The 18,449-nt window shown below is 55.0% G+C and carries 13 protein-coding genes; 1 reads left to right on the forward strand and 12 read right to left on the reverse strand.

What is annotated here, in order from left to right; translation table 11 throughout:
• Positions 1 to 2: 2 nt before the first annotated feature.
• From wcaK to wbaP, 10 genes are all read right to left on the reverse strand, one after another.
• Entirely contained in the window at positions 3 to 1,265 is a 1,263-nt protein-coding gene (gene wcaK / locus AB1748_RS13660; RefSeq protein WP_111139199.1) for a colanic acid biosynthesis pyruvyl transferase WcaK, read from the reverse strand.
• A gap of 159 nt (positions 1,266 to 1,424) precedes the next feature.
• Positions 1,425 to 3,641, reverse strand: coding sequence for a phage tailspike protein (locus AB1748_RS13665; protein ID WP_293771773.1), 2,217 nt, complete (start codon positions 3,639 to 3,641; stop codon positions 1,425 to 1,427).
• An 82-nt stretch (positions 3,642 to 3,723) separates the two neighbouring features.
• On the reverse strand, positions 3,724 to 4,758 hold the full coding sequence (locus AB1748_RS13670; RefSeq protein ID WP_367395628.1) for a glycosyltransferase family 4 protein: 1,035 nt from the start codon (positions 4,756 to 4,758) through the stop codon (positions 3,724 to 3,726).
• A 46-nt stretch (positions 4,759 to 4,804) separates the two neighbouring features.
• Positions 4,805 to 5,557: a glycosyltransferase family 2 protein gene (locus tag AB1748_RS13675; RefSeq protein ID WP_367395629.1), complete on the reverse strand. Its 753-nt coding sequence runs from the start codon at positions 5,555 to 5,557 to the stop codon at positions 4,805 to 4,807.
• A 70-nt stretch (positions 5,558 to 5,627) separates the two neighbouring features.
• On the reverse strand, positions 5,628 to 6,545 hold the full coding sequence (locus AB1748_RS13680) for a glycosyltransferase family 2 protein (protein ID WP_367395630.1): 918 nt from the start codon (positions 6,543 to 6,545) through the stop codon (positions 5,628 to 5,630).
• 128 nt (positions 6,546 to 6,673) lie between these two features.
• Positions 6,674 to 7,810 (reverse strand): EpsG family protein, encoded by a 1,137-nt coding sequence (locus AB1748_RS13685; RefSeq protein ID WP_367395631.1) that lies wholly within the window; start codon positions 7,808 to 7,810, stop codon positions 6,674 to 6,676.
• Between the two features lie 276 nt (positions 7,811 to 8,086).
• Positions 8,087 to 10,270: a tyrosine-protein kinase Wzc gene (wzc, locus tag AB1748_RS13690; protein WP_111139208.1), complete on the reverse strand. Its 2,184-nt coding sequence runs from the start codon at positions 10,268 to 10,270 to the stop codon at positions 8,087 to 8,089.
• Positions 10,271 to 10,282: 12 nt separating this feature from the next.
• On the reverse strand, positions 10,283 to 10,717 hold the full coding sequence (locus tag AB1748_RS13695; RefSeq protein ID WP_111139195.1) for a protein tyrosine phosphatase: 435 nt from the start codon (positions 10,715 to 10,717) through the stop codon (positions 10,283 to 10,285).
• A 9-nt stretch (positions 10,718 to 10,726) separates the two neighbouring features.
• The gene (locus AB1748_RS13700) at positions 10,727 to 11,866 is read right to left on the reverse strand and encodes a polysaccharide export protein (RefSeq protein ID WP_111139194.1); all 1,140 of its coding nucleotides are present in this window, start codon (positions 11,864 to 11,866) and stop codon (positions 10,727 to 10,729) included.
• 284 nt (positions 11,867 to 12,150) lie between these two features.
• Positions 12,151 to 13,584 carry an undecaprenyl-phosphate galactose phosphotransferase WbaP gene (wbaP, locus tag AB1748_RS13705; RefSeq protein ID WP_111139193.1) on the reverse strand — a complete coding sequence of 478 codons (1,434 nt, stop codon included), beginning with the start codon at positions 13,582 to 13,584 and terminating at the stop codon, positions 12,151 to 12,153.
• Between the two features lie 797 nt (positions 13,585 to 14,381).
• On the opposite strand from wbaP, the gene AB1748_RS13710 reads away from it, so the two are divergent.
• The gene (locus tag AB1748_RS13710) at positions 14,382 to 15,944 is read left to right on the forward strand and encodes a TerC family protein (RefSeq protein WP_111139192.1); all 1,563 of its coding nucleotides are present in this window, start codon (positions 14,382 to 14,384) and stop codon (positions 15,942 to 15,944) included.
• A 34-nt stretch (positions 15,945 to 15,978) separates the two neighbouring features.
• Here the strand turns inward: AB1748_RS13710 and asmA are convergent, their stop codons facing one another.
• Positions 15,979 to 17,799: an outer membrane assembly protein AsmA gene (gene asmA / locus AB1748_RS13715; protein ID WP_367395632.1), complete on the reverse strand. Its 1,821-nt coding sequence runs from the start codon at positions 17,797 to 17,799 to the stop codon at positions 15,979 to 15,981.
• Between the two features lie 12 nt (positions 17,800 to 17,811).
• Positions 17,812 to 18,393: a dCTP deaminase gene (dcd, locus tag AB1748_RS13720; RefSeq protein ID WP_111139190.1), complete on the reverse strand. Its 582-nt coding sequence runs from the start codon at positions 18,391 to 18,393 to the stop codon at positions 17,812 to 17,814.
• Between the last annotated feature and the right edge of the window lie 56 nt (positions 18,394 to 18,449).

The raw sequence follows: 18,449 nt of genomic DNA on the forward strand, positions 1-18,449 counted from the left end.
CATTACCCTAATACTTTAAGAATCTCTTCAGTGATCCGGTTGCCAATTTCCCTTTCATTCGCAACGGCCGTGTCGACCTTCGCCTTGATGTTGTCGTAGTCGGCAAGGACAGTTTTGACCTTGTCGATCAGCGAGCCATCCATCAGGCTTTTTACATCGGTTGCCATCTGTGGCAGACCAAGCTGGTTCATGACGCCCATCGACTTGTGCTCGTAGTTGATCGCCACGGCCGGGGTGCCAAAGTTCATGGAGATAATCGCCGAGTGCAGGCGCGTGCCGATGGTCAGATGGCAGTGGCTCAGCAGGATGCCCAGCTCAAGGTCATTAAACTCATCCATGATGACATGATAATGTTCAGGCTGTGTCACGTGGTCGCGCAGCGTCAGGGCGACCATGCGGTCATCCTTGGCGTAGCTGTCGATACCGGTGCAGGTCGAGAACGCCACGACCTGATAGCCTTCGGCGATCATCGCGTTGATCACCCGACCAAATGCCGCCTCATACTCTTTCTGTGTCACGCCCAGACGTTTATCAAACGGTGCCAGCTCACGCACGGTGATGGCGATGGTTTTACGTCCGTCGATAATGCCCTGCCAGTGCAGCAGGTTATGGCTCGGATTTTCCACCTCGCGCGCCCGCACCAGGAAGGCCGTATCAACGCCAGGCGCCACTTTCGAGCTGGTCACGCCATCGCGCTTCATCAGATCGAGGCTGACGGATTCACGCAGCACCAGGCTGTCAACGCGGTCGAAAACAAAGTTCGCCAGCGCATTGACGCGCGGGTTCTGGAAAGGTCCGACCGAGTGGCCGATCAGGTAGATCGGTTTTTTCGCCATCAGCGCACAGAGCGCGTGGTCAAACTGGGTCACGCCATAGAGATCGACGAAGAACGAACCGCCCACCTGAATGATCGCATCATATTTTGCCAGGCTTTCGGTAAAGGCTTTCAGGTGCGGTGGCACGGCAAACGACTTAAAGACGCCGCCTTTGCCCAGATGCGCCATCATGATGTCAGGCATCAGACGGTTGGCAACCTTACGCTTAAACGAACCGACCAGGCCCTTGCCTGACTTACTGTTGTGCAGGTAGAGCGCATCCTGCTGAATATCCTGCTGGAGCAGATAACCGGAGCTGGTTGGATAACGGCTGATCACATCAATGTCTAAATCACTGCGTGCGGACCGCATCGAATCGATCAGTCCACGAAGAATCGCGCCATCCCCGCGATTCCCACACGTATGGTTACCCACCAATAAAATTTTCATAACAACTCCGAATGAATTTTTTTAATTCTCTAAGCCGCCCGGATCCGAAATGGGCAAAATGGACTCTGATTAAAGTAATGCTTTACGGGATAACGCACCCAAAGGTAGTGCTCCTGTCTGACCCGGCCGCCTCCGTTGTGGCGGCCGTCCTGCAAAGTGTTAAGACTTAATGGCGAAATAAGGCAGTGCGACCTGCCTGCCGTTGATCACCACCGAAACAAAGCCTTCCGGTTTGCTGGTGTCGACCTGATCGGCGGAGAGCGGCCGGGATGCCATCAGCAGATCGCCCTGCTCGTTCGCGCCCACGCCCGCTTTGCCGTTGTGCAGGCTGAAGCGCTGCGGCGCGCGTTTGGTGGCGTCGCCCGCAGGTGGATTGGATTTTTCCATGCGGGCGTTAATCCGCGCGCAGCGGCCGGTGACAAAGCGATCTTTACCGTTGGTTTTCACCAGCACGCCGGCCGATGGCGTCCAGCCAGCCAGTTTGACGAAGATTCGGACATCGGTGTCATGCTCGGCCACATAACGAACATCAATAACCGGCGAGCTGCCCTCTGCTGACCAGCTCGCTTCTGAGCGATCTTTCTTGCGCTGCACATGGATAACCGCGCGACCGCCGGTGGTCTTGTCCCCAATCAGATTCATCAGTGGCTTGTCGCCGCTGCCGTTGCTGAACTGCGACTGACCAAAGATTTCGATCTCCCACGAATCCCCTACCGTCGGGGAATAGAGCGAGCCGAGATCGAACCAGGTCTCCTGATTGGTGTTGTTCTCCAGCCGCCAGCGCGACGTGAGGTAGTTATATTTCAGGCTGCCATCCAGCGCGACGCCCCAGGACTCCACGCGGGTTGAGCCCATCTCCCAGATGCTGAGCAGACGCTCGCCCTGCATGGAGTTGTCGATCCAGCTGCCGGACTGCAGGCTGGTCTGCCGCATGTTCAGACGGGTGTTATGGGCGATCAGCGGATTCTTACAATCCTCCAGGCTCAGCGCATCGACGATCCACTGACCGTTTGAGAGATCGCCCGGATTATCGCAATGCTCAATCCAGCCGTTGTGAATAATCGACTGGCCGCAGCGTGGCAGGTTCAGGACTTTACCGCCGCGACAGTGCTGCGCGTTGAAGTTCGACAGCTCGATCGCCGTGCTGTGGTCCCATTTGCCCTGCTTCTGACCTGACCAGCCCGACTTGATCACATCGCCGCTGCAGCGTGAGGCGTACCACTGGTCGATCTTACAGTCGAGGGTGTCCTGCAGGCTGATGGCGGTGCCGCCGACGGCGTTAAAGCGCAGGCAGGCCCCGCGGAAATATTGTCCGCCAGGGCAGGTGTTGTGGAAAAAGCCCTGCTGGTTTGGACTTTTATCGCTGTTGCCGTTGAAAATCAGGTTCGACAGCTCAACACGACGGGCATTCATCTGGAAGACGAAATCGGACTTACCATCGGAGACGATCGTGGTCGCCGGGAAGTAACCGAAGTTCACCATCGCACCAGAGATGCGGAAGAAGTTGAGATACTTGTCGCCCAGGTTACAGGCGGAGACCATGAAGGTACCCGCCGGAAACTGGACACAGATCTGCTGGTTGGCCTGCTGCGACCACTGGAACATCGCCATAATGGCGGGCGCACAGTCGGTTTTACCGTCAGCAATCGCACCAAAATCGAACAGCGTCAGGCGGTTGAAATCGTCAACCACACGACGCCAGTAAAAGCCTTCACCGGAAAAGTTTACGCCGCCATCGTTCTGCGCGGTCTGGAAGCTGCCGACGAACTCACCGCCGCCGACCTCCCGCCCTTCGTGCCAGCTTTTCAGCTTCACCTTGGCGCCTTCAAACAGCGGACGGGTCTTGCGCAGCTCCGCCACAGAGGGGATCTCGCCAATCAGCTGATAGCCCGCAGGCTGTGCCAGACGCTGACTGAAATCTGCCGCGCCCGGACGGCTCACGTCGGTAATGTTAAACAGCGTCTGACCGTTGCTGTCCTCGACCGCCATGGAGTGCGAGGGGTCGGCAATCAGCGCAGCGTTGTCCTGGATAAACTGGGCAAAGTTGCCTTTATTCAGCGCGATAGGCTGGGCGATCTGCGACACTTTGCCGCTGGCATCACGCAGGTAAACCGGGATCTGATTACCCGGCTTACTGGCATCCGCCCCGGCTTTACCGATCCAGAGTTTCCCTTCGAAGCCCTGCCAGAACTGGGGGGGCATAGCGTAGACGTTTTCCGGCGTCAGAATAGGTACGTCGCCTTTTGGCACATCCGTGGCGTCAACCGGCTTCAGGGCAATACCGTTACTTTTAGCCGCATAGCTGGAAAAGGTGCTCACGGAGAGAGCCCCCACCAGGGCGGAGGCGGCGGTCTGTAAAACTTCTCTTCTTTTCATGCATCAATTCCCGTAGTCAATAAGGCCAGTGGCCATGGCGGTGTCCCTGAGGCACGTCGCAAGTGAGCTTTTCCAGCTCCGGTTAAACCAGTGACAGCCAGCTTTGCCTGATCTGATTACCGTCGAATTTCAGCGCGGTTTGTTTGGTTTTTTCGCTCATGGCATAGAACAGCGCATCATCGCTGGCGAGCTGCTCCATTCGGGCCAGGAAGGTCGCTTTGTCATTCATCGGCACCAGGAAGCCATCTTCACCGTGGTTGATGATCTCCTGCGGGCCGGTCGGGCAGTCATACGCCACAACCGGCAGTGACCAGGATTTGGCCTCCAGCAGCACCAGCGGCAGGCCTTCATAGCGCGAGGTCATCAGCGCCATGTCGCTGTCGCGGTAGTAGTCATTGATGTTGCTGACCTTGCCGACAAACTTCACGCTGTCGGTGATGCCCAGCACGGCCGCCTGGTCGTGCAGCTGCTGACGCAGTTCGCCGTCACCGGCGATGACCAGCGTCCAGTCCGGATGGTTGCGGGCGAAGTCGCGCCAGATATCCAGCAGCAGATCAAAGCCCTTCTGATTATCCAGACGGCCTACCGCCAGCGCCTGGCGATGACGGGTCTGACGCGGATAGTTTTTGTAAACCACCGGATTGGGGATGGGCATGCTCGGAATGCGCCAGCGGCTGAACACCTGATGATCTTTTTCGGTCAGCACGATCACGCGGTCGTAGTAGCGCAGCAGCAGAAACTTAAGAAACCTGATCGGTTTGCTGAAGGAGTTAATGGCGATATGTTCGCAGGCGTAGGCTTTGCCCCGCTTCTTTTTCATCGCCAGCAGGTTCCAGAAGGCGAACATCACGCTCAGGCGACCCATGCTGATCAGGAAGACGGTATCAAACCCCTCTCTGTTAATCCGGGTGACCGCGCTCTTAATCGGGTTGCTCTGCCCTTCAAAGCTGACAATCTCTCTGACATGTTCAAACGGATAGAAGGTTTTTCCGCTGCCTTCCAGCGAGTAGATGGTGACGTCGTGCGTTTCGCCAAGACACTCTGACATAAAGTTACAGATGTTTTCGGTGCCCGCATACGAATAAGCATCTTTGATCACCAGGACAATTTTTTTCATGAAACGCTATCCACCTCAAATTTTAAAGACAATCCTGCCGACGGGCTTAACGATGCTTAAGGGTAAACAGCACACCATTCACCATATACCAGGCGTAATAGTAATAGATTTTTAAAGGATTGTTTTTATAGATAATTCTTAATAATTCAAGGTGCCACTGGGCGGCTTTGTTCTTATTACGGGAAAGGGAATCACCTAATTCGTAATAGTTGACCAGAATCGTCTGAATTACGCGCGCCTGCTTATAGCGGGTGAATAATTCATACAAAAACAGGAAATCTTCATGGCCTTTGCGCTGGAAGAACAGCCCCTGCGGCGGACGGCGGAAACAGACCGAGGAGAAACAGACGCGATACTGTTTCTTCACAAAGTTTTCCTGCTGCAGATAGGGTTTGCCGTAGGTAATGTCGTGCTCGGCCTTGCGGGTTTTGTAGTAATACTCGGTGATCACGAAATCGTCGCCGGCAGCGATGGCGGCCACCTGCTGCGTCAGCTTGTCCGCATGCCACTCATCGTCGCTGTCCAGAAAGGCGATAATCTCTTCCGTGGCGGCACGCAGCCCGACATTGCGGGTCTCGGCGGCGCCCATGTTGACCGCGTTATCGAGAATAGTAATACGCGGGTCCTGACAATGTTCACGCACAAACTCCAGCGAATCATCGGTCGATTTATCGTTCACCAGATAGAGGTGCCAGTCGGTATAGTGCTGATTGATCACCGACTGCACAGCGCGTAACACCGTCTGACGGGCATTATACATCGGCATGACAATGCCAACGGTTCCAACAGAAGTATTCATCTTCAACCCTGAATGTAATGAAATAGAGAGGGGCTCCTGGCTTCAGGAGCGAGGCGAGGCGCGCTGCGCGTCAGGAGATCGCTTTCTCACCGCCAAAACGCGCTTTGACCTTGTCGCGGACACGGTTCATGAAATAAGCACGGTTGTCTTTATTGGTGAGGAAGAAGTAGCGAGCAAAGCTCAGGCTGGCCATCAGCGATTTGCCATCCATCTTGTAGCGCAGCGGCAGCTTAAAGGCTTTGTAGGTGTGGATATCACGCGGGGTAAGATGCGGTTTCATAGCATCGAGCCAGAACATCGAATACTTTACCGATTCGCCTTTGTGTTTCGAGCCAAATTTGGTGATCAGATGGTAGTTCGCCAGCGGCGCGGCGATCATCACAAATTCATAGCCCATGCGGTCGGCACGAATGCAGAAGTCATAATCCTGATGGCGGATATAACGGGTATCGAACTGAATCTTCGCCGCGTCTTCCCGCTTCAGTACAATGGTGCTGGTCTGGATAAAGCCGTAGCAGCCAAACAGATATTCGGCGACGGTCTCATTTTTGCCCGGTGGCTGCATCGGCATCACCTTCAGGAAGGACCCATCCTGATAGATATTCACCTGGCTGAAAATAATGAAGTTCTGTTTGCCCTGGGCCTCCAGCCGGGCAATCTTTTCACTGACCTGCTGCAGTTTGTCGGCGGCCCACTCATCGTCGGCGTCAAGGAAGCTGACATAATCCCCGGTGGCCAGCTCAATGCCTTTGTTGCGCGCGCCCGCGCCGTTGAGTTTGACCTCAGAGAGCACCAGATTGATGTCGAGATCCTGATAGCGTTCGCTGCGAACCACCTCCGCCAGCGCCGCCGCATCCGCCGATTTGTCATCCACGATGATGACGTCGAAATTGCGATACGTCTGTGCTTTAACGCAATCCAGCGTCGTGACAATCGATTCTGACGCGTTATAAGCCGGAATTACGATGGAGAAACGAATGTCCTTCATTGCCAGCACCTCATTAAAATAGTTCAAAAATAGACCGTTCATCCGACAAGGGTCGATGAAAAACCGGTGTTCTGACCGATGGCCGGCCCGGCGTGACGCTTTTCACACCAGGCCGGTCATCGGGTTAATTAATGGATCAACCAAAACTCCCGCGCCACTTCATAACCGGTTACCGCCTGTTTGGTCGAAATGGTGTTGTAGTAGAGGTAATAGAGCAGGAAGAAGACCAGCATGCCAAACAGCACGGGCTTCCAGGATCGTCTGGCCTGGTAGATCAGCGAGGTCAGGATGATCGGCTCCACCTGCTGCAGGTAGTTGGAGAGACGCGAACCTGACGGGAAGTTGTAGAGGAAGATCCTGATCGCGCCGCCGATAGCAAAACTCAGAATCAGCAGGTAGTTAAGGCGATACTGCGCATAGTTTTCCCGCTTCAGCTCATCGGTCAGCATGAAATAGAAGAAGACAAAGACCAGCATGATGTTTTTCAGGTTCGACACGGCCAGGATGCTGCCACCCATGGCGTAGGAGGGGTCATTGTTATAGCCCGACGCCCTCTCCCCCAGCGAACCAAGATGCCCGGCGATCAGGGCAATAAAGCTCGATCCCCCCACCACGGACAGCGGCAGACTGGCAACGATGATAATGACCGGCCACCAGCGCCAGTCACGAATAAACAGGAATGGAATCAGCGTGACGACCATGACACCGGTGTTGTGGCTGGTGAACGAGAGAATAAAGAAGACGAACGCCCACCAGTAGTGCCTGAGATAGATCGACCACAATACGCCGAGGAACAGCGCAGAACTCAGGCCAAAGCGAATCTGGTTAATATCTTTGTTGATAAAGATGTGCGCCGAATAGAGCACCAGTGCCAGCACCGGATAGGGCGACATCTTTCTGAAAAAGTAAGTATTAATGGAAACCGCGATGGCGCAGAAGAAAAACAGGAAGATGCTGGCATTATGCGAAATCAGGCTGGTCAGCCAGGCAGTCACAAAAATCAGCGGTTCGTAGCGGAAAAACGCCACGGTTTTGAAAAAGCCATTGATCTCGATACGACGGACAAAGTCTTCGAAGAAACTGCGGTACTGGAAGTCATCCATGCCGGTGCCGAGACCGCGGATCCCCCCGAAAATAATTAAAACAACGGCGGCAAAACAGAGCAGCCAGGTCAGAACATGATTTGTGCGTTCGTCTTTTTTAAGCGCGATTTCAAACAGTGAAAGCAGCAGTAAAAAACCTGATACATACCAATATGGAGCCATGGTGTGATTCCTTAATTCCACAAGTGCTCATGCCAGCAATAATCCCGCTTCGCCTTCCCGGCTGGCTTTTCAGCAAGCCTGTCAGCACGGTGACAATCGGTGTGCAGGCGATGCCATGCTGGTAATGAATTCTGTTGAGTGACGTTCGCCATGCGATGTATAGATTCATCGCTTATCTGGGTTGGACAGAATAACCTGTGTAAATTGTTGCGTGTCGTCATTCAGAGAGACGATAAAAAGGGGCGGTCAGACCGCCCCCTGTTTATTGCTCAGTAATCAGCTTTTCTCTGTCTTACCGTAGTCGTAGGCGTAGTAGTCGTAACCGTAGCCATACGCATTGGCGGCTTTACGCACCACGGCGTTGAGGATCACACCTTTAATCTCAATACCGTTCTGGGCGAAGCGTTTGAAGCTGACATCCACTTCTTTGGTGGTGTTGGCTTCGAAGCGCGCCACCATCAGCGAGGTACCCGCCAGCTTACCGATGATGGAGGCGTCGGTGACGGCCAGAATCGGTGGCGTATCGATTAATACCAGATCGTAGTTTTTGCTCGCCCAGTCCAGCAGCTCGCCCATGCGACGGTGCATCAGCAGCTCAGACGGGTTAGGTGGCACCTGACCGCGTGGCAGGAAATCAAATCCGTAAACACCCTGCTGAATCAGCGCCGGGCTGAACTCAGTTTTGCCAGAGAGGACGTTTGACAGACCCGCTTTGTTCTCTGCGCCCAGCAGTTCGTGGGTGTAACCACGACGCATGTCGCCATCGATGAACAGGACGCGCTGACCGGCTTTCGCAATCAGGGTCGCCAGGTTGGCACAGATAAAGGTTTTACCAATACCCGGGCTGGCACCGGTGATCATCAGGATGTTGTTTTTGGCTTCCATCATCGCGAAGTGCAGGCTGGTACGCAGGCTACGAATCGCTTCGATGGAGAGGTCAGTCGGGTTACCCAGCGCCAGCAGTGTTTCATGCGGGTCGGTCTTCACCTTCGACTTGCTGGCACGGCGCGCCAGAGCCTCGGTATCTTTCTTACGCTGCCAGTCAGAGAGCGGCACGCTGGCATAGACGTTCATGCCCAGCTCTTCCAGCTGATCCGGGTTTTCGATGCCGTGATGCAGCAGGGCTTTCAGCAGCACCAGGCCCACTGACACGAACAGACCTGCAATCAGGCTTGCCGCGATGATCAGCAGTTTCTTCGGTGCAACCGGCGCATTAGCGGTCTGCGCGCTGTCGATGATGCGGACATCACCCACGGTGCTCGCCTTGCTGATGCCCAGCTCCTGCTGACGGTTCAGCAGCTGCATGTAGATCTCCTGACCGGACTGAACGTCACGGGTCAGACGCAGAATTTCCTGCTGAGTCTGTGGCATGGCCGAAATTTTCTTGTTCAGCTGCGCCTGCTCACCTTCCAGCGTTTTGCGTTTTTCCAGCAGCGCGCGGTAAGTCGGGTGATCTTTGGTAAACAGCTGAGAAACTTCGGCTTCACGGAAGGTCAGTTCGTTCAGCTGGCTCTGGACGCTGACAGAAGAGTCCAGTGCAGACTTCGCTTCCAGTGACAGGTCAACCGATTCGTTCTGACGACGGAAGGTGTTCAGCTTATCTTCCGCTTCATCCAGCTTGCTGCGCACGGCAGGCAGCTGAGTGCGTAAGAACTGCAGACTCTTCTCTGCCTGCTCTGATTTACGCTCAACGTTCTGCAGCAGATAGTTGTTCACGATCTGGTTCAGCACTTTGCTGATCTGATCCGGATCTTCACCCAGATACTCCAGACCCAGAACGCCGGTATCTTTACCTTTGTCTGCCACGGTCAGGTTAGAGAGCACAGAGCGGATAGCCTGCAGATCGTTCAGCTTGGTTACAGTGAAGCTGGTGCCTTCGTCAGCTTTGATGTCGCTGACCAGCATGCTGACGTCGCCGTGCGACTCCAGCTGACCTACTTTACCTTTGAACAGCTCATCACCATCTTTAGAAACGGTGTAGCTGTCCGGGCCGGTCACTTCCAGTTCAACGTTACGTTTGTCGATAGTGCGTGGGATTTCCAGGCGCGAAATCGCAATCGTGGCGGGCTTGTTACCCATCAGGCGGGAGAGACCCTTACCGATCACCGGGAAGTAGTTCTGCTCAACCACGGTATCCAGACCCAGATCGTCAACGGTTTTACCGATGACCATACGGGATTCCAGAATCTCGATCTCAGTATCTGACGCAGGCGTCGGGGGCAGAATGCTGTCAATTTCGTTCAGAACGGTACTGGCATTCTTCTGCTCAACCTGAACCAGCGCATCGGCGCTATAAATCGGTGTTGCAAAGAGTGTGTAGAGTGTTCCCGCCAGCATGAAAAAAGCGGTAACGGCAACAATGATCCAGCGATGATCAATTAGCTGTCCCACAAGATGCGCCAGATCCCATCCATTCGAATCCTCTCCCGGCGCGGTACTGACCTTATTTTTTATATTCATGGATAATCCCAACTATCGGCTTAATACGTTGACCCATTTCTGGGTAGCGTTTTCCAGTAACCCGTAAATCTCTTCAAAGGCCTCACGGCTCTTTCTGTACGGATCCGCAATTTCTTTTTGATTCAGCCAGTGTCCAAGCAGCATGGTTTTACCCCGTGCTGCCGGGTCGATGCGGTTCACCTGATCGATGTGCCGCTTCTCCATCACCAGAATCAGATCAACGTTGCGGCACATCTCTGCCGTCAACTGTTGCGCCTGATGTCCTTCCAGCGACAGACCCTGCGCCGCAGCGACCTCAGACGCCATTCTGTCGGCCGGGTGGCCAACCAGCGCCCCCAGGCCGGCCGAGCGGACATCTAAATCAGGCAACGCGCGTTTAAACATCCGCTCTCCGGTAGGAGAGCGACAGATGTTGCCGACGCAAACGACGAGCACGGACGTAATCATGGACGGACCTTATCTTCCCCAGGTACGGATACGCGATGCGGCCTGTGTCGCATCGTTGATACCGGCGATGGTTGGTATCAGTTGCGAAATCACACGGTTCCAGCGCGTCAGCGGCGTTGAGGTGACATAGACGATGTCATAAGGCTGAAGCTGGAAATCGGTTCCCATCACCATGGATGCCGCATCTTTGGTGTTCAACTGATAGATGTTGGCAATCTTGTTGCGATCGGTGCCGTGCAGTGGACGAATAACGAAGACACCGGTGGCGTCAGAGGTGGTCTGATCCATCCCCGCCGCATTGCCCAGGGCTTCCGCCAGCGTCATGCCACTGCGGTCCATTTTCAGGGTGGTCTGCTGTTTCACTTCACCCATCACGAAGATCTTCAGGTCATCGTTACGCGGAACGTAAAGGATATCGCCCGGATAGAGGAGGTGGTTCTGGCTCAGGTCGCCATTCTGCATCAGGGCCTGCAGCGAGATGCGCTGTTCGCGGCCGTTATGCGTCAGCACGACGTTACGCCAGTCCGCATCGGCGGCCAGGCCGCCTGCGGCGTTGATTGCATCCAGCACCGTCAACGGCACGTTGGTGATCGGCTGCTGACCTGAGGTCGTGACTGAACCGGTGACGTAGGTTTTCTGCGATTTAAAGGAGGCGATGCTGACATCGACCTGTGGGCTCTCAATGTACTGTGCCAGGCGACGCGCGATTTCGTTACGCACTTCACCCACGGTACGGCCCGCTACACGCACACGGCCAATGTAGGGATAGAAGATGGTGCCATCAGAGTGCACCCAGTTACCGGTGTCGCTGGCGCTACGGTACTGACCCGCTGGGGTCGTCAGTTCCGGGTGATCCCAGACGGTCACCGTCAGGACGTCGCCCACACCGATACGGTATTCGTAGTTCTGAATTTCGTTCTGCAGAGAAGGATTGGTCTGGGCCACCAGTGGCTTCGGACGCATCTTCTCAACCAGCGAAGGGGTTAACGGGAAGACGTTGACATATTTATCGATGTCAAAGTTACTATCCTGCTGCTCAACAACATTTTTTCCCGATGTAGAAAGATGCTGACCGGGTTCGATCGTACACCCGCTGAGGATTGTGGCGGATACCAGCAAGGGTATCAATTTCATTTTGATTGTAATCATTTAGATCTTCGCTATCAGTTATTTATTGATAGAGGCGAAACCGCCGCTGTGTAAGCGTCCAACAAAAAGTAAATCCTGGCTGACTTAAGCTCTGAACCTGTCGTTCATTATCCTTGCTCCACTTGTTATACGTCATAACCATCTGTCAGGGTCTACCCGAAACGCTACGCATCATATCGGACTCATGATGCGCGACGATATCCCTGATGATGGCCACGAACAACGACACGCCTGACAACGGCACAACCCCTCTGAGCGTGCGTTAACACGCTCCCGACTCACGATTAATAAGCACCGTCGCGTTTCAATACCACGCCCACTGTTTTGAACAGAATGGCGATGTCATTCCACAGCGACCAGTTTTTTACATACCACGAGTCGAAATAGACGCGGGTTTCATAGTCAACGTCATTACGACCGCTGACCTGCCACAATCCCGTCATGCCCGGCTTAGCCATCAGGTAATAATCAACATCGCCTGCATAACGACAGAGTTCATCTTCAATGACCGGACGCGGGCCGACCAGACTCATATCACCGCGCACCACGTTCCAGAGCTGAGGTAACTCATCGAGACTGGTTTTACGGATGAAATGGCCCACTTTAGTAATACGGGGATCATTTTTGAGTTTGAAATCTTTATCCCACTCCGCACGAGCAACCGGGTCAGTGCGCAGCACCTCTTCCAGCACCTCTTTGGAATTAATCACCATCGAGCGGAATTTCAGACATTTAAATTTGCGGCCATTCATACCAACACGTTCGTGACCATAAATCGGCGGTCCGCCATCACGGCCCACCAGGAAGCCCAGTACCAGCAGCGCCGGCATTAGCATCAGGATAATTGACAGTGCGCCCACGATATCGAACGTCCGCTTCAGGAAGCGCGAAGTTCGTTTTGCCAGGTTGTTCTGAACCCGCAGGATCATCACTTCGTGGCTGAAGATATAGGCCATGTCGGTGCCGTAGAGCGGCACGCCGCGCAGGGTCGGGATCACGGAAACAGAACGGCAGTTGTGCATCGCCAGCGACTTAAGCCACATGTCGCGATACTGGCTCTGCTCATACTCAACGGCCACAATAAACTGGGTTTCGCTGCTGGTCAGGCTCCAGAGCTCCTGCTCATCACGCAGCACCGGCACGCCGTTCATGATCTCCTGCGGACAGGTTCCGTCGACATCGTAGAAGGCGATAACGTCGAAACCCATCACCTCTTCGCTCTGCAGCGCCTGCCAGGCTTCGTGCGCGTTTTTGCTGCTGCCGATAATGATGGTCTGCTTTTTCCACAGGCCATTTTTATTCAGCAGACGTTTGGCCAGCGCGCGGCAGGTCGGAATTAAAATCAGTGCCAGTACCCAGGTCAGCAACCAGACGAAGCGCGACATCTGCCACTGGGACAGCGCGGTAATCGACAGGTCTATGACGGAAAATATCAGAATGGTACGAAAAACTTCTTTTAATTCGAACCAGAAAGGTTTGCGGTAAGTATAGTGACGAAGCCTTACCCAGAACCAGCCAATACAAATTACTGACAGACAAATGTGTGTAGCAATTTTTAAATGCAGTTCTTTTTCAGAAATATCTGCCAGAGGCGAATCTGACTGAACATTAATTAGCATCATCGCTATAAATAACGCTGCGTTGAAACAAATTAAATCTGAACAGGCCAGCATTAATTTGGTAATAAGACTTTTAAACGTAAATTCTGTATCGCGCATATTTAACTCTTTATTTTATTTCCTTTAACCCGCAACGGCTATCGCCTGTTTAATCGTTGAGCGATGTAACCTCTCAAGACTGAGCCGTTTCTGAGGGGAGCTCCTGCGGCGTTTACGCCAATGATCTTAACCATAAAACCAATAATATTGTGATGAATACCAACAGATTACTCTGACTTTAATCATCGCCAGCGCTGCTCATTTTATCAACGAAAAACGCGATTCAGGCACGCTACCGCCCTTGGCTGTCGCTGCCAATATCGCTGTCATCATTCATATTGCTCCCCAAAATGCGTCAGCGTTTCGGTAACGCATCATGCAGATGTTGAATGATGAATTACCTATTCGTGACATCACGGGTAAAGTCGAATCGCTACGCAAATTACGACTCTGGGGCAGAGTTTGCTAACTTGTTGCTATACTAGTTATTACTGGCTTGTTTACAAGCAGGTCCCGCCATCCCTGGACTATTTTAGGAAAAAGACTACCAGCAATTAGTATTGATGCCGGACAGAGAGTGCAATCCTTTCCGCACAATTCGGATTAATGCCATACCCGCGATAAGATGAATCGCATAAGCCCGGCAGGTGAATATCATCTTTCCGGTACAATCCGGCCCAGAATTATCTCTGTTCCCCTCTGCGGAATTAATCAAACCGTCACGCATTTATGGTCACATTTTGCACAATCGCGTGGTCCGGCCCGGCCACCTCTCCCCTGCCCTGCCATTTGTGCCCGGCCTGTCACTCCACTATCATCAGAGAAAACGCAATTTAAGACATTCAGGTGAATAAGAGATGCTGGAGGTAATTACCGATCCCTCGCTATGGGCGGGATTAGTAACGCTAATCGTTCTGGAACTGGTTTTAGGCATCGACAATCTGATTTTCATTGCCATCCTGGTTGAAAAGCTGCCGGGGCCGCTTCGCGACCGCGCGCGCGTCATCGGACTGCTGCTGGCGTTAGCGTGCCGGATCCTGCTGCTCGCTTCGCTTTCCTGGCTGGTTACGCTCAAGGAGCCCTGGATTACGCTGGCGAATCACCCCTTTAGTGCGCGCGATCTTCTGCTACTGTCAGGCGGGATTTTCCTGCTGTTCAAAGCCACGACGGAGTTAAATGCGCGGCTTGAGGGTCATGATGAGGCGTCCGGTCAACAAAAAGGCGGCGCTAAATTCTGGCCGGTGGTGGCGCAAATTGTGGTGCTGGATGCCATCTTCTCGCTGGATGCGGTGATCACGGCCGTGGGTATGGTCAACGATCTACCGGTCATGATGCTGGCGGTGACTATCGCGATTCTGCTGATGCTGCTCGCCAGTAAACCTTTAACCCGCTTTGTGAATAACCACCCCACCATTGTGATCCTCTGTCTGAGCTTCCTGCTGATGATAGGCTTCAGCCTGGTGGCGGAAGGGTTTGGTTTTGTGATCCCCAAAGGGTATCTCTACGCCGCGATTGGTTTCTCAGTGATCATTGAGGCGCTGAACCAGCTGGCGCACTTCAATCGCCGTCGGGTGCTGTCAGCAGGTCGTCCGCTCCGGCAGCGGACGGCGGAAGCGGTGTTGCGTATGCTGCGTGGCGCGGCAGAACCGGCAGAGCTGGATGCGAAAACCTCGTCACTGATTGCGGACAGCGATGCCAGCGTGCTGTTTAACCGCCAGGAACGGGTGATGATTGCCCGGGTGCTGGGTATGGGTCAGCGCCACGTCAACAGCATCATGACCTCACGTCACGATGTGGAGCATATCGACCTGAGTGACGATCCGGCTGAGATTATGGCCCGGCTGGATCGCAACCAGCACACGCGCATCCTGATCACCAATAACTCCAGCGAACCTCTGGGCGTGGTCCACGTTATCGATCTGCTGCATCAGTCACTGCATCATCATTCGCTCGACCTGCGCGCCCTTATCCGGCAGCCGCTGGTCTTTCCTGAACGGCTGACGCTGCTGCAGGCGCTGGAACAGTTCCGCCAGGCGCATACGCACTTTGCGTTTGTGGTCGATGAGTTTGGTTCGGTAGAAGGCGTCGTGACCCTGAGCGATGTGATGGAGACCATCGCCGGAAATCTGCCGAATGAGGCGGGTGAAATTGATGCCCGTTACGATATTCAGATTCAGGGCGAAGGTCACTGGATTGCCAACGGCCATATGCCGCTGGAGGATCTGGCGCTCTATGTGAAGTTGCCGCTGGATGAGCAGCGCGACTACCACACGCTGGCCGGGTTACTGATGGACAGGCTGCAGCACGTTCCGCAGGAAGGCGAAGTGCTGCAGCTGGAGGGCTATCAGCTGCGTACCCTGCAGGTCGAGAATCATCGGGTACAGAAGGTCGAGATCCTGCAGCAGCCCGATAGGGAGTAGGACGTCCAGGGCGCTGTGTCTTTCCCAGGCGCCCTTATTTCTTCAGATTCGGTTTTTTGCTCTCTTCTTTCTGTCGATCGATCCACTGGTTCAGCCGTGTCCTGGCCTCACTCTGCAGGCGTTCGCGCAGCACGTCATCCACGGGCAGCGAATATTGCAGGTTGTTCCAGTCGCCGTAGATGCGCAGCGGGACCGGCTGATCGGCAAGAGCTTTCACCAGCGTCTCAGCACCCCGCCAGCCGCTGAGCTTCAGCCCCAGCGTCACATCCAGCTGCTGCTGCGCCATATCCACTTTGCCGGCACCCTGCAGGTCGAGATTATGGCCGTTGCCGTTGATATCGCTGAAGCTGAGCACGCCTTTATTGAGGGCCACCTGGCCGCTGATCGACTCAATGCCCTCATCGGCCGCATCTTCCGCCTCTTCACGGCTGACCTTATCGCTGACCCGCGCCACGGCGCGCTGCACCATCTGCTGCAGATTGAGCTGCGCCAGCTCAAGGTTGCTGGCGCTCAGGGTCGCCCTGCCCTGCCAGCGACGTTTAGCTGCCTCGACACTCAGCGTGTCGCCCGCCAGATCGCCGTCAAGACTCAGATTGCCCTGCAGGCTTTCCGGCAGGTTAAAGGCTTTCAGCAGGGGCTGAATCGCAATCAGCCGGAGCTGCGGCTTCAGCGTCACCTGCGTCTCTGGCTGACGGATATCAATGCGGCCGGGAACCGAGAAGCTGCCATTGCCCAGCTTACCGCTAAGAGTATTAAGCGTCATCAGCCCCTGCTGATTGCTGGCGTCGAGCGTCAGGCCGGTCAGCGCGAGGCCGCGCCAGACGACACTCTCTGCCTGGAGCTTCAGCGCCAGATCCATGTCGTTCAGCGGAGAGTCAGCATTAATGCGTTCGCGTGGCGCCGCAATCACCGGTGAACGGGCCACTGTGGCGTGCTGCGCGCCTGCCGTTTCAGACGCGGGCGCGCTGGTCAGTAAATTATCGAGGTTGAGCGAACTGGCTTTCAGATCCAGCGCCAGCTGCTGCGGAGGCATCAGGTGACCGCTGCCCTGCCCGGTGAGCGTGCTGTCGTTAGCGGTGAGCTGCAGATTGCTGAACGCGAAGCGCTGGCGGTCGCCATTCCACTCCCCCTGCAGACTCAGCGAGCCTTTAATGCCCTGCACCGGGATATCCGCACCGGAGAGGGTGTAATCCAGCTGCTGCAACTGGCCGCTGAGACGATGAGGATATTGTGAGGCGTCGAGCTGCCCCTTCAGCGACAGGGTGACGTTGCGCTGGTTGCGCATCAGGCTGGTGCTCAGCGCCAGGGTCGCCAGATTGCTGGCATCCTGATCCATGCTGATGTTGAGGTCACGGAAATTGTACTCATCGCCGCCCGGCTGCTGCCAGATGAGCAGACTGTCGGCAACGCGCAGTTTTGCGATGTCAAAAGACCAGCCGCTGGCGGGTGACGCAGGCTCCGCATCACGCGGTCCCTGCGGCGCGTTTTTGGCGGGCTGTGGACTGCTGTCGGGGGTGACACGCACTATCGCATTTTTCAGCATCACCTGACTGACGCTGAGCTGGTGGGAGAGCAGCGGCCACAGATTGACATCCAGCCGCATATTTTCGGCCGACACCAGCGGCTGACTGGCCCCTGGTGCGGTCAGGCTCATCCGGCCGGCGAGGATACTGAGCTGAGGCCAGACGTGCCAGCGCAGATCGCTGCTGACCTCCAGCCGATAACCACTGCGTTGTTCAACCTGTTGTACCATATAGGCACGAAAGTCGTTGGGATTGACCAGCAGCACCAGCGCGCTCATTCCCGATACGACCACCACTAACAGGATGGCCAGCGTGGTTATCACTCTTTTCATTACATCCTCAGATTAATCTTTGTCGATACGGCTGGCATCAGCACCCTGCTGACCGCGATATTTCGCATCTTCACGGCGGTTATAGGGGCGCGCAGCCGGGCCGGAAAGGGGTTCAAAACTCAGTGCGCCGATTAACATGCCAGGACGCAGTGCCAGCGGCAGTTTACCTGAATTGTAGAACTCCAGCACGATACGGCCCTGCCAGCCCGGATCGATGCGGTGAGCCGTGACGTGCACCATCAGGCCCAGACGCGCCAGCGACGAGCGCCCATCCAGCCAGCCGACCAGATCATCGGGCAGCGTCACCGACTCCAGCGTGACCGCCAGCGCCAGTTCGCCCGGGTGCAGGAAGAAGGCTTCGCCTTCTGCCAGCACGATCTCATCGCTCATGACCCGATCCAGGGCGGCACTGACTTCCTGCTTCGGCCCGCTCAGATCGATAAAGGCCGCGGTATGCCCGCTGAAGGTACGGAACTGATTACCCAGCCGCACATCGACCGTAGCACCATTGATGCGTTCGACCGGCGGGCGCGGCTCAATGGCCAGTTTGCCACTATCGAGCCAGGCTTCAATATCGCGATCGCATAATCTCATTGCGGAAACTCCATGACATAAGTGTAGCGAACCGACTTCAGTCTGCCTGCCGCCGG

Source organism: Pantoea sp. Ep11b (assembly GCF_040783975.1).
GTDB lineage: Bacteria > Pseudomonadota > Gammaproteobacteria > Enterobacterales > Enterobacteriaceae > Pantoea.